Genomic DNA, 15,616 nt, shown 5'->3' with positions numbered 1-15,616 from the left:
CCGCTCATCCTCCGCCGGGCCGGATGGCCGGTGGTAATGTATTGGAGCCTGGCCCCCGGAACGGATCTCTATGTCCAACGCTTAACGCCGGCTCGACGCCGGCCGGACGCTTTTGCAGCAAGTGCATCACCTCGGGCCGCTGACGTCGGGAAATCAATAGCGGATAAACCACTCATCCAGATGAGCGGCATAGATGAGGATAAAAATGCTGCCCTGCCGCGTTTTGACCTTGTAATAATCCATAACGGGCCTCTCCGGCTCTCTTCCCCCCTCGTACCAGCGATCCAGAATTTCCATGATCTCCCACCGGCTTTTCCGGAACTCAAAGGAAAGGGGATATTCATTGACCTTGTAACCGCTGCGGCATGTCACTTGAATTCGTTCGTATTCCATATCTTCCTTTTTTCAAGCTCTGTACCGGCTTCGGAGATCTTCGGGGACAGGAGCCCCGGAAACAGTCGGAACGCCTTCTCCGTATTCCATTGACAGGACAGGCTGGTTCTTTTTATACTTCTTCCGAAAATTCCTGATGCCGGGATAAGGACCAAAGGCGGCCCACAGGTCTTGATGGGCGTTTCTCCAAGAATCATCCCATGCGGGAAGGGAAAGGATCCGTGCAACTCGACGATAATGCGCTGCTGGTACTGAAGGAACGGTACCTCCTTAAGGATGAGGACGGAACTCTTCTGGAGACGCCGGACGGGCTCTTCCGCCGGGTCGCCGCAGCCGTATCCCGGTCCGAGGACGACACCCCGGACGGATGCCGGGAGAAAATGAACGAGGCCTTCTATTCCATGATGGCCAACCTGGAATTTCTTCCGAATTCTCCGACGCTTATGAATGCAGGCCGCCCTTACGGTCAGCTTGCCGCCTGCTTTGTCCTTCCCGTTGAAGACTCCCTGGATTCCATTTTCGAGTCCGTGAAGCTCACCGCCAAAATACATCAAACAGGAGGCGGAACAGGATTTTCCTTCTCGCGCCTGCGGCCGAAAAACGATGTCGTCCGCTCGAACCTCGGAGTCGCCAGCGGCCCGGTGTCTTTTATCCGCGTCTTCAACTGTGCAACCGAGGCGATCAAGCAGGGCGGCACCCGGCGCGGTGCGAACATGGGCATTCTGCGGATCGACCACCCCGACATCGAGGAATTTGTAACCGTCAAGAGGGATCTTGCAGAACTCACCAATTTCAATCTCTCCGTGGCGCTCACCGACAATTTCATGCAGTGCTTCAATGAGGACGGCCTTTTTCCCCTTCAAAATCCGCGGACGAAAAAAGTTGCGAGGACAATCAGGGCCAGGGAACTGCTGAGGCTGATCGCCGAATCGGCATGGGCGTCCGGCGAACCTGGGGCGATCTTCCTTGACGCCATCAACCGGGCCAACCCGACCCCCCATCTGGGAGAAATCGAGGCCACCAACCCCTGCGCCGAACAGCCGCTGCTTCCCTACGAATCCTGCTGCCTCGGATCCATCAACCTTTCCCGGCTGGTCAGGGAGAGAGACATCAACTGGGAACGGCTTTCAGAGCTGACCCACCTGGGGGTCCGCTTCCTCGATGATGTCATCGACGCCGGGACTTATCCTTCAAACGAAATACGAGGGATGACCCTGGGAAACCGCAAGATCGGCCTCGGCGTCATGGGTTTTGCCCACCTTCTCATCCGGCTGGGCATTCCCTACGACTCTCCCGACGCCGTACAGACGGCGGAAAAACTTATGCGGTTCATCCAGAAGGAATCCAAAATCGCCTCCGGCCGGCTGGCGGAAAGGCGCGGCCCTTTCCCCAATTACAAGGGAAGCGTCTGGGACGGAAAAAACCTCTTACAGCGAAACGCGACGACCACAACCATCGCTCCCACCGGCACCTTGAGCCTGCTTGCGGGAACGTCCGGCGGCATCGAACCCATTTTCGACATCCATTACAGGAGAATTTTGCTTGGCGGGATCGAGATCGAAGTGGAAGATCCGCTCTGGAGGGAAGTCAAGAGCCGCCCCCATGGGAAGGATATGCGGAGGCGGCTTTTCCGCGGGGCTTACTCAATTGCCCCCAGCGGACATCTGAACATTCAGAGGGCTTTCCAGATTTCCGTCGACAATGCCGTTTCCAAAACCGTCAATCTCCCGGAAACGGCCACGGTCGAAGACGTTCTTCAAATCTATGTGAAGGCCCACCGGATGGGGCTCAAGGGAATCACCGTATTCCGGAACAAGAGCCGCGATTACCAGATTCTTTCCTGCGGAACCCATCAGATCTGTTAGTCCTCCATGCGCGTTACGAGGATTTTGTCGACCCGGCGGCCATCCATATCGACCACTTCGCATCTCAATCCCCGCCATTCGAAATGCTGCCCTTCAACGGGAACCGTTCCGATTTTCGACATGACGAACCCGCCCACCGTGTTCATCCCCATCTGATCCTCTTCGTCCATCTCTCCCACTTCCATATAGTCCATGAACTCATCCAGGGGCAGGCTCCCGGCGATGAGCCATGAGCCGTCTTCCCGCTCCACGATTTCCTTCTCGCCAGCCGGCGCGTCTTCGATATCCTCGAAAACGGATCCCAGGATATCGTCGAAGGTGACCAGACCGAGAATCTCCCCGTACTCATCCACCACGAAGGCGATGTGCAGTCCCGTTTTCTTGAAGAGTTCCATGACCTTGACGGCCGGCGTCGTCTCGGAGACATAAAGGGGTTTCCGGCATATCTCCTTCAGGTTAATGGGTCTTCCCTCCATGGTGAGGGCCAGGAGTTCCTTCGCCCGCATCACCCCCAAAACATTGTCCAGGGAATCCTGCACGATGGGATAGAAGGAATATTTGTGCTCGGCGATTTTGCGCTTTGTTTCCTCAAGGCTTTCATTCAGATCGAGCCAGACGATGTCGGTTCTGTGGGTCATCAGATAGGCCACCTTCCGGTCGGCCAGGCGAAAGACGCGTTCGATCGTCTCCTGTTCGAACTCCTGGAAGGTCCCCGCCTGTGTCCCCTGGTCAAGGAGAAGCTTGATCTCCTCTTCCGTTATGGTCGGCTCCGTGGAGGGTTCGACGTGAAAAAGACGCAGGATCAGATTGGTCGAACCGCTCAGCAGAAGCACAAGGGGATGGGTTACCTGGGAAAGGCGCTTGATCGGTCCGGCAACGAGGCGAGCCACCCGTTCCGGGTTGTTGAGAGCAAGCCGCTTCGGGACCAGTTCACCGAGAATCACCGACAAATAGGTAATCGCAACGACAACGATCAAGAAGGATATCGTCTTGCCGTATGGGGCGAGCTGGGGGAAAACGGATAAGTACCCCGTAAGCACCTTGGCGACCGTCGCGCCACCGTAGGCACCTGCCAGAATGCCGACAAAGGTGATTCCGATCTGGATGGTGGAAAGGAAGCTGTCCGGAGATTCGGAAAGCTCCAGAGCGATGCGTGACTTCTGATCCCCTTCTTTCGCCAGCCTCTCCAGTCGGGCCTTCCTGGCCGAGACAAGGGCAAGCTCAGACAAGGAGAGCCCTCCATTCAAGAGAACAAGAAAAAAGATCAGCAATATCTCAAACCACACTGAATTCATGCAAGATTACCTGGGAGAAGATTCGCGGCCTTCCACTTATACAATTGTGATGCCTGAATGTGCAAACAATTTATTTCAGGGTGCATCGAGATCCGGGTGCTTGAAAAACGGGTTGATCCATCTTCCGCTTGTCCTGTAAGCCTATGGGTACAAATCGGGAGTGCAGGTGTGAGAAGCGTAGGCCCTATCCTCTGTTGTCCATCTTTGTTCGTCGGGCATCAAGCGCAAACAATCCGGCCGGCCCGTAACATTCAAGCGGGAGAATAAACCGTCACCCTATTTAGTCGATTCTTCATGATAAATCAAATTATTTTCCTGTAACTGATTGATTCTTATCAGCATAATGGATGGATGACAAAAATCTGATCACGGTCTGGCAAAAAACTCTCTTGACGGCCGGCCCGGTTTTCGATATACATGATAAAAATTCTAAAGTAATAATGGTTATAACTTAAAAATGAAAGATGCCAAACTCACAGGTCTGAAGCTGACCCCGCAGCGATTGGCCATTCTGGAATACCTGAGTGGAAACAGGGAGCATCCCTCCGCCGCGGATATCTATGCCGCCGTATCGGAGAAATTTCCCACCATGTCTTTCGCCACGGTCTACAACACGCTGAAGGCCCTCAGAGACAGGGATCATGTTCTCGAACTGGCCATCGACGGAGGCAAAAGGCGATACGATCCGGAAACGATCCGTCATCACCACCTGATTTGCACGGAATGTCGAAAGATTGTTGACATCTATGTGGAGTTTGATCTGAGCGTCCCGGAGGCCGAACGGGACGGCTTTGATATCGCAGGCAATCATGTCGATTTCTACGGCGTCTGCCGGAACTGCAGGGAAAGCGGATCCGAGCAGAAGGCGGCATCGCGCAAAGGGAGAAAAACCTAGAGGGGAGCCCGCAGAAAATCCCTTTCTCCAAGGGACGGCACGTCCGGAAGAAACGAAACAATCAGGAGCCTGCTCCGGGTGCAGCGCCCGGGGTTTCATATCCATTCAATCTCAAGCAAGGAGGAAACATTTATGGCATCGTTGAAAGGCACAAAAACCGAACAGAATCTGCTCAAATCTTTTGCAGGAGAATCGCAGGCGAGAAACCGCTACAACTATTTCGCCTCTCAAGCCAAAAAGGAAGGTTACGAACAGATTTCCTTCATCTTTTCCGACACGGCCGACAATGAGAAGGAGCATGCGAAACGGTTCTTCAAGTTTCTGGAAGGAGGAATGGTGGAAATCACCGCTTCCTTCCCCGCCGGAGTCATCGGTTCCACGGCGGAGAACCTGGCTGCGGCTGCGGATGGAGAACATGAAGAGTGGTCGGACCTCTATCCCGAATTCGCCCGGATCGCTGATGAAGAGGGATTTCCGGAAATTGCAGGAGTATGGAGGGAAATCGCGGAGGCGGAAACCGGCCACGAAATCCGCTACCGGAAGCTCCTGGCCAATGTTCAGGAAGGAAAGGTCTTCAAAAAAGATGCGTCCGTGAAGTGGCGGTGCAGAAATTGCGGCTATATCAGCGAAGGCGTTGAGGCCCCCGAAATATGCCCGGCCTGTGACCATGAGCAGGCCTATCAGGAACTGTTCGTCGAGAACTATTGAGCCTGCTCCCCTGAAAGGACGTTCAGCTTCGATGCGGAAGAGGCGCCTCGCCCTGCGCCGCAACAACGCCTCTTCCGGGATGGACATAAAAAAACGGGGGCTTATCCTGATCCGGGCAAGCCCCCGTTTCCTGTTAACGTCCCGGGGGTTCCCCCCAAGGGGTCTATGCGAAACAACCGCAGATGAATAACCCGGTCATAAAAGACCTTTTATTGGAAAATTCCACAGACGACATAGGCATCCATGCCGTCCACTTTCTGGACCCATGACTTCTTTACCTGCACCTTTTTGGTGGCAGGATTCATCCAGTTGTATTCCGCCCAGCCGCCTCCCTGGGTTTTTGCGATTTCAATCTGCTCTTTCACAAAGAGCTTACCGGTGACGGAGTCCTTCGATTCCAGAAGACTCTTGCCCGCCAGCCCGGGATTTGCGCCATGCATCAGGACGACGCCGTTAAAATCGACAAACGTAATGTAAAGCTCGCCTTTTGTAAATTGGCCGTTTGGGTTGCCAAACTCCGCCGCCGCCTTTTCTTTTCCGTTGTCCTTCGCAAAGGCTGCGGCACTCTGGGCCAATACTTTCGCCTCATCGAGTGTCGCCGCATTGGCAATGAACGCTGCTGCAAAGATGAAAATTCCGACCAAGACCAGACTACGAACCAACTTTCCCATAGTAACCTCCATCCTTTTGAATTTAGCGCTTATGCGCAACGGCATTTTGATTGTTAAAAAGTTGAAAGTCAAGACAAAAGAAACGAAATATTCCCCTGACGTCATGGATCACATCATTTCTCAATCATCGGCCAACGATCGTTTCCATCGTCCTTCGAACATCCTGTGGCATGCCCCAGGAGTAATCGGTCAGGATTTTCCGGTACACCTCCTTCCACTTCGGGCTCTCCCTGTTCATCAGGGCCTCCCGGTTGTTAAGAAGAAGCTGACGGATTTCCGACACATTATGATAATCAGACCAGATGTTCTCAGCCGATGAAAATGCCTGAATGGCGGACTCAACATCCCGGGATATCAGGCGCTGAAACCCCAGGATTTCCCACTCTTTGGCCATTCCCGGGCTTTTTGCGCTCACATCGGGCCGGTTCGGGAGTTCCAAAGGTTTCCCCGGTTCGATGCGGCCCGTCTGAGGGATGGTCCGCTGAATCTGTTGGATGTCTTTTTTAACGGCTGTCTGCGTCTTATCAATCCGGCTCAATGCACCCCTGGCGATGTCGGAAACCCTGGCGGGATCAGATGAAGAAGCGAGTATTTCCTCGAGGGATGCCTTCTGGTTGAGGAGTTCCTGCTGCAGCGAATCCTGCAGGACGTTGACTTTATCGCTTACTTGGTCACCCACTTCAAGGACCCCTCCAATCTTGAAGGTCCGGCTTTGGAGCATTTCTTTAAAATCATTCCCCAGCCAGAGAACCCCGGCGATGATCAAAACTGGCCATACGAGAGCCTTGATCGCTTCAAGAATAAACTCGGGTCGGCTTTTTTCCGTCATTTCCGCCTCCATCCCGCTCTTTTATTTGTCGATGGAAAGATCCCGCCTGGCCAGTTTAACGACCAGCATCCCGGAAGCGGTTTACCGCCGCGCGGACCAGCCCGGCTTCGAAGAAGCACAGGCGGAGCAAAGAGAAAAAAGACCGCTTTTCGGGCAACTCTCTTTTCACAAAGTCCTCCCCATCCACCGTCTTTCTACGGCTTGAATGCCCCGGTCTCCACCCACTCATTTTTGATCAGAGACCACCAGTCATCAGCCAGACCCCTGGTAACATACTCATAGGGCAGCCATCCATAGCCCTCGTCGCCCCATCCCTTCCCCCAGGAATTTCGGATCAGGAGTGCGCCGGTTGTTTCAATTCCATTTTTATTGGCATTTTTGATTTTCATGCTGTCATCATAGCCAACGGCAACGACGGCGTGACCGCCCTCCAGATTCTCCCCGCGGGTCGGGTAGGGAATCCGGCCGCCATTGTCGTCCGCCTGGGAAATGGACGTGTAGACCGTAAAACCGAACATGGACGGAAGGCCGGCGGCCAGTTTGGTTTTAATCCGGTGGAGCAGAACCTCTTCCGTTGTTCCGAGAGGATCGAGGCGATAGTATCGAATCGCCTGATAATTCGCGGCGAATCCGTAGCAGAAGGCCGGCGGCTCGACATCGAAATCCTTGGTCCTGTATGGCCAGTACTCTTCAGGCGGGACGCCGAAAAGCGCCAGGGCCCCCATGGTTGAGCGCAGGTAGGCACCCGTGTCGCCCGTTTCCTTCATGAGGTTGCGGGTGACCTTGTACAGGAAGAGCCGCGAAGCATCGATGTGCTTGCCGAAGGCCCTTTTTTCAAAATACTCGACGATGGCAACCCCTGCATTGGCGGTGCAGGAACCGAGGTCCTCCTGGTCCTCTACGGGAGAGCACCACTCGCGAAGATCTTTCTTTGCCGGCAGTTTAGCCTTGGAAGATCTGCTCAACCCCATTTTCGTGAACATGGCCTTGAGGGAATCCTTCTGCCCCTGGGCTTTCTGCTTTGGCGTCACCTCGTCGTGCTCCTCCGTGTAATCCCGGAAATCGGGATAATCCGGCCGCCATCCCATTCCTCTTTTAACGTTCGCATCCGCCATATCTGTTACCTCCTTTTTTTGTTTTTTCTGCAACGATTGAGAATTCTGTTCATTGGCAGTCATGAAATCGATTCATCCGGTTAACGAGCACCCTGGTATTGCGCAGAAGCACAGGGACATGGAAATCCCTTTTTTCTCTGCCGCCCGGAACGCCCTTTTCAATGCCGGCATCGCTTCCAGTGTTGAGGTAAGACGGCTCTCATGAAATCCGGGCCTTGAACGCTTGCGGAGAGCACCGCAGAGGGGGCACAAAGAACGGGACGAAACGTTAAAAAGGCAGGTCTCTGGATTCCGGGCTATGGAAGACTTCAGAATCCGCCTCTATATCCTGCATACCGTGAGGTTCTCATGATCTGGACACATCCAAACGAGGACTGCTTCTGCGACGGATCCACCAAGCCGAAAGGAGGTGCGGGATTAAAAGATCGGCGGCACCCTGGCTTTGCTGGAACTTTGTTAAAGTATAAAATAGTTGTTCTCCATGTCAACAGAAAATGGCGTCTTTATTGAAGGATACGGTTCGAAGTGCGCCAGCATCACCCCGGATGCATCCCGGGGATCACGATAAGGGATGACAGAATGGCCGGCAGGGACATGCCATGCCGGCCATTCTGTTGGGAAATCAGGGGGCTTGAGCTGTTCTTTCCTTTTACAGGCGCTCCCGGGGCCTCTCGTCTTCCTCAGCAGGATAAGATGCCGCCTGAAATCAAGAAAATTACGACAAGGACACTTTCTTTATGATGTCCTGAGCGGGTTTCCAGCCGGGTTGGAATCGACAGCACCTCATCAGTCTACTGGTTAAAGCTTGACATAAAGGACGATTTCGGCAATAGATTCTACCGTTGAAGGCAAAGTGCCTATTCCTCGTTTTGAGCAAGGCAACTTTTTATTGCCCTGATGTGGCAGGGCGCGGTTTCATTCGATAGACAAACCCTCAAAATAGGTCCGTTTTTGTTATTTCGCAGCGTGCTGGCGGCGAATACCTTCTCAGCCACAAGATGGTTCGCCCTTTCTGCGGACAATACATGAAGCGTTCGTATCTTTTTTGGGGCCTTTCAAAATAAAAGGTAACTGTTCAGCACAATTTTTTTGTGATCTTTGAAAAAAGTTCTTGACACGGTTTTTGGAAAGATTTTCAAAAAATCGGTCCCGGTTTCAGCCACCTTTACAATGACTCTTTAAGGATGTCATGCGCCTCTTGATTTGCCTGCAAAGCATTCTCTAACACCGCCGGTCCGTGTTGAAAATTATTCCGTGGCCTACAGGGCATCCTGGAAGGTCAAATCGGTTCAGGAAAATCTGTGTTATTGTGGCCTATCAAAAAACACGGATGGCTGAATGACCGTTGAGAACATTAACGTAGAGAATGCGGTGCAACGGGTCAACGATCTCATTGCACAAGAGAAAAATCTGTCTCCGGCACTCAAGGCAAGCCTTGAGGTCCTGCTGCTTCTCGTGACCATTTTAACCAACCGCTTGGGGCTCACCAGCAAGAACAGCAGCAAGCCGCCGTCATCCGATCCCAATCGGAAAAAGGCGCCGAAAGAACCGGGAGCACGCAAACCGGGTGGACAGAATGGACATATCGGCACCACGCTGAAGCCCTTTCCCGAGCCTGATCTGGTCAAGGAAATCCGGGTTGACAGAGAAACCTTGCCACCAGGAAACTATCAATCAACTGGATACGAACGCCGCCGGATTGTCGATCTCGACATCAGCCTCTTTGTCACCGAATGGCGGGCCGAAATTCTGGAAGATGAGAACGGCAAGCGTTTTGTTGCACCGTTTCCAGAGGATGTTGCCAGGCCGGTGCAATACGGTATCGGCGTCAAAGCCCATGCGGTCTATATGTCCCAGTACCAGTTGATCCCGTACAACCGCATAGAGGATCACTTTCAGGACCAGATGGGAATACCGGTCAGTGCCGGGTCGATCCACAATTTCAACAAGGATGCCTCTGAACGGCTTGAGTTCTTTGAATCGTGGGGCAAAAGCCGGCTTGCGGAATCGGCATTGGTTCACAGCGATGAAACCGGCATCCATATTGATATTGATGGCGTCAGGCGTTGGTTGCATAGTGTCTCGAACGACAGCTTTACCTGCTTTTATCCCCATGCCAAACGAGGGTGCGAAGCGATGGACGAGATGGGGATATTGCCGAAGTTTCAAAGGACCCTCTGCCACGACCATTGGAAACCCTACTTCCACTATGGCGGTTTGCATGCGCTCTGCAACGCTCGTCACCTCCGCGAGCTTGAAAGAGCGGTAGAACAGGGTAATCAGCAATGGGCGGCGCAGATGATTGTCCTCCTGAAGGCAATGAACAAGGCCACCCATGAAGCAGGGGGACGCCTTGAGGAAACAGAGTCGGAACAGTTCAGAAAGCGCTACCGTGACCTGCTGCGAGAAGCCGAGTTGGAATGTCCAGCACCAGACGAAACAGCGAAAAAGAAAAAAGGCAAAACAGCACGATCAAAAGCAAGAAATCTTCTGGAACGCCTCGACTCCGAGAGGTTCGGCGTCAAGGCGCCGATCTTATCGGGAGCGTCAACAATGGAACGGCAGGACCCGGAAGCGCTATCGACCTCATGATTCATTTTCAGGGCGATGAAGAACAGCTCAGTCGCCTGAACTCCCGGCTTGAAGGCTGGAGCATCGCGCTGGCGGAGATCAATTATCTGAAAACGGGCTATGCCTCTGAAGGACTCCTGGACGCGCATATCATTACGGATGACGATATCGCCAGGAAAACATCCTACGCGGTGAGAATAAACGCCGTCACGGATCCGGCGGCTCCCCTGGCCGTTGCCGGGAAAAAGCGCAGCCGCTGCCCCCCCCCGGGCAAGACAGGAAGTCCGTTTTTTCGCGCCGACCCTGCAGGTTGCCGCAACCGTCCATAGGCTCGCATCCCTGTCGACCCCGGGATTTTCCGAAACGGGAGACATCGCCCCTTTCAGGGCTGACCGCAAAAGGCATTACAACAGGTGTGTCGGACCCATTCACAAGCCCAACCCTTCAGAGCAGTAAAGGGCGGCCTGTTGAAAGGGACTCCACAGCCTGTTCGGAATGCGGCCCCGGTATGCCCGAGCCCTTCGAGGACGGGTAAAAACTCCCGCTTCAAGGATCATGACCTGGATTTTGCAAAGGGAATGACCCATATCTCCGGCCCGAAAAACAACATCCGCAGGAATTCAACAAAAAGAGCAAGGCTGCAGGGTTGAGCCGGGAGGGATTATTGACAGAGGATACCGGAACGATGCCAGTCGACGAGAATGGAAATGGGAAAAAGAGGTGCCGCCGCCTTTCTGTTTCCCTTTTTCTGCTGCTTCTCCTTGCCCTTCAGAGCGCCTTGGCCACACCTCTTGCCGCCATGGATTTGATGGAAGCCTACATCCGGGCCAGGCAGCATGATCCGCTCTTCGGGTCCTACGTCCACGAGCATGAAGCGTCCAGGACGTTGCCGGCGCAGGGCCGCTCATTCCTTCTTCCCCAGATTCAGGCATACGGCTCCGAATCCAGATACTATTACGACAACGCCCCCTCTTACTATCGGGATTTTGACAGCGAATCCCTGGGCGTGTCCCTCAAACAGCCCATTTTCAATGTTTCCCGTTTTTATGAATACCGGCAGCACAAGGTCCGCAAGAATATGGGTGACGCGCGATTTGTCTCAGCGGAGCAGGACTTGATCCTCCGGCTTGCTGAAGCCTATTTCAACGCTCTGGCTGCGGAAAATCTGCTGGACCTCATCGATGCCGAAAAGAGGGCCGTTCTGGAACAGCGCGAACAGGCCAAGCGGATGTTCCAGGCAGGGGTATCCACGATCACCGATGTCCATGATGCTGATGCCCGCTACGACTCGGTTCTTGCAAAGGAAATCGGGGCCAGAAGCAATTGTGAGGTTAAACGGCTGGCTCTCACAAGAATCGTGGGGAATGACGCGACCGGATTGAATCCGCTCAGGGACGATGCCCCCCTGGGACTTCCCGATCCCGAGCGCCTTGAAACCTGGATCGAAGCAGCAAGGGAAAACCATCCCCTGCTGAAATCCTATGCATACCGGATTTCCTACCAGGAGGCGGAGCTCAGGAAGAACGAAGGTCAACATTGGCCAAGTCTCGACTTTGTGGGAGGCTACAATAAGACCAACACGAACAACAATCTGCAGACAAACCGCATATCGTACGGCAGCGTAGGCATTCAGCTCAATCTTCCTGTCTTCAGCGGGGGGTATACAGTGGCCAAGGTCAAGGAATCCAGGGCGATCCTGGAGAAGGCCAGGATGGAGTACGAAAATGCCCTGGCCGATATTACCCAGAAGCTCAGCGAAGCCTTTCTCGCCGTTCGGGACAGCGTGTCGCGGATCGATGCGCTGCAGACGGCGCGCAAATCGGCCTTGACCTCCCTGAAATCCAACAAAATGTCCCTGCTGGCCGGCATGCGGACAACGATCGATGTCCTGAACGCCGAGCAGGACCTCCAGGATGTCCTGATTCGACTGCTGCAGGCGCGATACGACTGCCTGCTGAACAGTGTGAGATTGAAAGCTTACTCGGGGACCATTTCAGAGAGGGATGTTCATGAAATCAACGGATGGCTGCAAACGGCGGCTGCGCAATAAGCGAACGAGGTGACCTATGCCCAACATTTTCCGGCGACCATTGCCGACGGCAGAGGGCAAAAAAAACGAACTGCGCACTATTTTATGGTCCTTTAAAAATACGTTCGCGGCGGTCGGCCTCTTCAGCTTTGTTGTCAACCTGCTGCTCCTGGTGCCGGCAATCTACATGCTGCAGATCTATGACCGCGTCCTGACAAGCCGCAACCAGGATACCCTGGTCATGCTCACCATCATCATGGTTCTGATGTATATCGGCATTGGCTTTCTGGAGTGGATTCGCTCCCAGGTCCTCATTCGGCTGGGGAACAGCATGGATCAGCACTTAAGCGGCAAGGTCTTCCAGGCAGCCTTCGAAAAGTCCCTGCGCTTCGGATCCGCCAACGCCACTCAGTATTTTCATGACCTGACGGGTGTCCGCCAGTTTCTCACCGGCAATGGCCTGTTCGCCTTTTTTGACTTCCCCTGGACCCCTCTTTTTATCCTCGTCATCTTTTTCATGCATCCTTGGCTCGGGATTTTTTCCGTCTTCAGCGCCCTGTTTCTTCTCGCCATGGCTGCGCTTACCGAGCTTGTCAGCAGAAAGCCCCTTGCCGAGGCGAACCGGCTTTACAACAGCGCCAACTCCTATGCGGGAGCCAATCTGAGAAATGCCGAAGCGATCGAGGCCATGGGAATGCTGAGTCGCGTCAGGGGGTACTGGCACCGGAAGCATGAAAGTTTCCTGAAACTCCAGGCGGCAGCCAGCGACAGGGCCAGCATCGTTTCCGCAATCACAAAGGCCTCCCGACTGACCTTTCAGTCCAGCATTCTTGGCTTAGGCGCCTACCTGGCGGTAAAGGACACCATTACCCCCGGAATGATGATTGCCGCGTCCATCCTCCTTGGAAGGGCTCTGCAGCCCGTTGAAATGGCCATCGGCACGTGGAAGCAGTTTCTTGCCACCAGGACATCTTACCTGAGACTGGGAGAAATCCTGGCCGTCCTGTCCGAACATGAGGAAGAAATGTCTCTGCCGGCCCCCACCGGGGTGTTGACGGTCAGAAACCTCGTTGCCGGCCCCCCGGGAACCGGCAGACAGATTTTAAAAGGCGTCAGCTTTGCAGCCAATCCTGGTGATGCTGTGGCGGTGATCGGGCCCAGCGCTTCAGGAAAAACAACCCTGGCGAGAATGATCGTGGGCATCTGGCCCCCTTTTTCCGGAGAGGTGAGACTGGATGGCGCGGCCATCTCAAAGTGGAACAAGAAGGAGCTGGGGCCGTACATCGGATATCTTCCCCAGGATATTGAACTCCTTGACGGCACGGTGGCCCAGAACATCGCCCGTTTTGGAGAGATCGACTCTGAGAAGGTGGTCAAGGCGGCAAAAGCGACGGGTATACACGAGATGGTGCTGCAGTTTCCGGACGGCTATGACACCCCTGTCGGAGAGGGCGGGCTGTTTCTCTCGGGGGGGCAGAAGCAGCGGATTGCCCTGGCCCGGGCAATCTACGACGACCCGGTGCTGTTTGTCCTGGATGAGCCGAACTCCAACCTCGACGAGGCGGGAGAGCTGGCCCTTCTCAAGACCATGGTCCAATTAAAAGCGGCAAAGAAAACGGTGTTTGTCATCACGCACCGCACCTCCATCCTTCGCGTCGTCGACAAGGTTCTGCTGCTGGTCAACGGGGTCAGCCAGGCCTATGGCCCGAGAGACGAAGTCCTCGCCCGCCTGAAAAAGGTGCCGACCCGGCAGCCGCCTCAGGTCCTGCAGGCAGGACAGGGAAAAGGATGAAGGGACTTTCAAGGGGCATTATGAACGGCAGCGAAAAACAGGCTTTGAACGCCGGGGAAAAGACACCCCTGAAAACAAACACAAGGCCGATCATCCTGATCGCCCTTGCGGGTTTGATTTTCGGATTGGGGACGTTTCTGGCATGGGCTTCCCTTGCCCCCCTGGATGAGGGCGTGGTGGCTCATGGCGAAGTTGCCGTCGTTTCCAATAAAAAAACAATCCAGCATCAATATGGGGGAACGATTTCAGAAATCCTTGTCAGGGAAGGAGACCGGGTCAGGAAGGAACAGGTGCTCATCCGGCTCAACAATGCGCAGCCAAAAGCGAATCTGGCCGAGATTCGAGGCGAATACTACCAGGCGCTCGCCCTGGAAGCCAGACTGCTGGCGGAAAGGAGCAGAGCGGGAGCCATCGCGTATCCCGAGGAAATCACCGCCATGAGCCATCTGCCTGAAATCGCGGATCTGGTCAGAACGCAGCAGCAGCTCTTCAATGCCAGGCGTGGCACCCTGCACACCGAACTCAACATCCTCAAGGAAAACATCGAGGGCATGAAGGAATACATTCGCAGGCTTGAAGAACTTCAGATGTCCCGGACCAGACAGATGGAACTCCTGAGCACGGAGATGAACTCGTTGAGGGACCTGGCGGATCAGGGCTACTACCCCCGGAGCAAAATTCTGGAAACGGAAAGACTGCTGGCCGAGCTCAGCGGAAAACGGAGCGAAGATCTCGGAAATATCGCCAGGGCGAAAAAGGCCATGAGCGAGTACAAGCTCACCATCGTGCGCCGCGAACAGGAATTCACCCAGGATGTGGAGACCCAGCTCAGCGAGGTTCAGAAAAAGCTGGCGGCCCTGAGGGACCAGTACGCAGCGACACAGGACGTTCTTGAGAAAACGGAGATCAGGGCGCCGGAAGAGGGAACGGTCGTGGGCCTTTCCGTGCACACGGCGGGTGGGGTGATCATGCCGGGGAATCCGGTCATGAGCATCGTTCCGGCAAACGAGGAGCTCATCGTGGAGGCAAAGGTGATGCCCACGGACAGAGACCGGGTGCGGGAAACGCTCAAAGTCGACCTGATGTTCACTTCCTTTGACGCTAAAAAGACCCCCGTCATCGACGGAGAGGTCATCCTGGTTTCCGCAGACCGGTTTACCGATGAGGCCACGAGGATCCCCTATTACCTGTGCCGGATCCGGCTTACGAAGCAGGGGCTGCAGAAGCTGGGGACCCGGGATCTTCAGCCCGGCATGCCCGTGCAGGTCGTCATAAAGACAGGGGAAAGGACCCTGATAAACTACCTTGTAAAGCCCCTTTTTGACCGGATTTCCGTCTCCTTCAAGGAGCGGTGAATTTCGCCCCGGTGCTCGCCGCGCACCTGGCAGCGAGAAAGGCGCCGGGGGAAAAACCTTTTTTTTAAGGCCCCCATCCGACAACCGGATTTCAGGGA

13 protein-coding genes are annotated in these 15,616 nt (G+C 54.5%); 8 read left to right on the top strand and 5 right to left on the bottom strand.

The genetic code is table 11. The annotated features are described in order from the left end of the window. Nucleotides 1-153: 153 nt before the first annotated feature. A complete protein-coding gene (locus ACJ77P_RS03605) occupies nucleotides 154-393 on the bottom strand; it encodes a cytoplasmic protein (protein WP_367359635.1) in 240 nt (79 codons plus the stop codon). A gap of 221 nt (nucleotides 394-614) precedes the next feature. Here ACJ77P_RS03605 and ACJ77P_RS03600 point away from each other — a divergent pair, with 221 nt between their 5' ends. Further along, on the top strand, nucleotides 615-2,258 hold the full coding sequence (locus tag ACJ77P_RS03600) for an adenosylcobalamin-dependent ribonucleoside-diphosphate reductase (protein WP_367359636.1): 1,644 nt from the start codon (nucleotides 615-617) through the stop codon (nucleotides 2,256-2,258). On the opposite strand, the gene ACJ77P_RS03595 is transcribed toward ACJ77P_RS03600, so the two are convergent. Continuing rightward, the gene (locus ACJ77P_RS03595) at nucleotides 2,255-3,553 is read right to left on the bottom strand and encodes a hemolysin family protein (RefSeq protein WP_367359637.1); all 1,299 of its coding nucleotides are present in this window, start codon (nucleotides 3,551-3,553) and stop codon (nucleotides 2,255-2,257) included. The genes ACJ77P_RS03600 and ACJ77P_RS03595 overlap by 4 nt on opposite strands. Nucleotides 3,554-4,010: 457 nt before the next feature. On the opposite strand from ACJ77P_RS03595, the gene ACJ77P_RS03590 reads away from it, so the two are divergent. Both ACJ77P_RS03590 and rbr read left to right on the top strand, forming a co-directional pair. After that, nucleotides 4,011-4,448, top strand: coding sequence for a Fur family transcriptional regulator (locus tag ACJ77P_RS03590; protein WP_367359638.1), 438 nt, complete (start codon nucleotides 4,011-4,013; stop codon nucleotides 4,446-4,448). Between the two features lie 132 nt (nucleotides 4,449-4,580). After that, nucleotides 4,581-5,156 carry a rubrerythrin gene (gene rbr, locus ACJ77P_RS03585; protein WP_408998995.1) on the top strand — a complete coding sequence of 192 codons (576 nt, stop codon included), beginning with the start codon at nucleotides 4,581-4,583 and terminating at the stop codon, nucleotides 5,154-5,156. Between the two features lie 209 nt (nucleotides 5,157-5,365). Here rbr and ACJ77P_RS03580 read toward each other — a convergent pair whose 3' ends face one another. The 3 genes from ACJ77P_RS03580 to ACJ77P_RS03570 all read right to left on the bottom strand — a co-directional run bounded on the left by ACJ77P_RS03580 (nucleotide 5,366) and on the right by ACJ77P_RS03570 (nucleotide 7,771). Beyond that, nucleotides 5,366-5,932 carry a cache domain-containing protein gene (locus ACJ77P_RS03580; RefSeq protein ID WP_367359640.1) on the bottom strand — a complete coding sequence of 189 codons (567 nt, stop codon included), beginning with the start codon at nucleotides 5,930-5,932 and terminating at the stop codon, nucleotides 5,366-5,368. A 19-nt stretch (nucleotides 5,933-5,951) separates the two neighbouring features. Next, nucleotides 5,952-6,656, bottom strand: coding sequence for a hypothetical protein (locus tag ACJ77P_RS03575; protein ID WP_367359641.1), 705 nt, complete (start codon nucleotides 6,654-6,656; stop codon nucleotides 5,952-5,954). 194 nt (nucleotides 6,657-6,850) lie between these two features. After that, complete coding sequence (locus ACJ77P_RS03570; protein ID WP_367359642.1) at nucleotides 6,851-7,771, bottom strand: C1 family peptidase; 921 nt, start codon at nucleotides 7,769-7,771, stop codon at nucleotides 6,851-6,853. A gap of 1,338 nt (nucleotides 7,772-9,109) precedes the next feature. Between ACJ77P_RS03570 and ACJ77P_RS03565 the strand changes: the two genes are divergently transcribed. From ACJ77P_RS03565 to ACJ77P_RS03545, 5 genes are all read left to right on the top strand, one after another. Then, on the top strand, nucleotides 9,110-10,363 hold the full coding sequence (locus ACJ77P_RS03565; protein WP_408998994.1) for a transposase: 1,254 nt from the start codon (nucleotides 9,110-9,112) through the stop codon (nucleotides 10,361-10,363). Then, nucleotides 10,360-10,671 carry a hypothetical protein gene (locus ACJ77P_RS03560; protein WP_408998993.1) on the top strand — a complete coding sequence of 104 codons (312 nt, stop codon included), beginning with the start codon at nucleotides 10,360-10,362 and terminating at the stop codon, nucleotides 10,669-10,671. The genes ACJ77P_RS03565 and ACJ77P_RS03560 overlap by 4 nt, the downstream gene beginning before the upstream one ends. A 356-nt stretch (nucleotides 10,672-11,027) precedes the next feature. Beyond that, a complete protein-coding gene (locus ACJ77P_RS03555; RefSeq protein WP_408998992.1) occupies nucleotides 11,028-12,392 on the top strand; it encodes a TolC family outer membrane protein in 1,365 nt (454 codons plus the stop codon). A gap of 16 nt (nucleotides 12,393-12,408) precedes the next feature. Further along, complete coding sequence (locus ACJ77P_RS03550; protein ID WP_408998991.1) at nucleotides 12,409-14,163, top strand: type I secretion system permease/ATPase; 1,755 nt, start codon at nucleotides 12,409-12,411, stop codon at nucleotides 14,161-14,163. Beyond that, nucleotides 14,160-15,518 carry an HlyD family type I secretion periplasmic adaptor subunit gene (locus ACJ77P_RS03545; RefSeq protein WP_408998990.1) on the top strand — a complete coding sequence of 453 codons (1,359 nt, stop codon included), beginning with the start codon at nucleotides 14,160-14,162 and terminating at the stop codon, nucleotides 15,516-15,518. The genes ACJ77P_RS03550 and ACJ77P_RS03545 overlap by 4 nt, the downstream gene beginning before the upstream one ends. Nucleotides 15,519-15,616: the final 98 nt, after the last annotated feature.

Origin of the sequence: Syntrophus buswellii, assembly GCF_046097065.1 — a bacterium.
Taxonomy (GTDB): Bacteria; Desulfobacterota; Syntrophia; order Syntrophales; family Syntrophaceae; genus Syntrophus; species Syntrophus buswellii.
The sequence above is the reverse complement of the archived record's forward strand: the minus strand, read 5'-3'. Positions and strand labels throughout refer to the sequence as shown.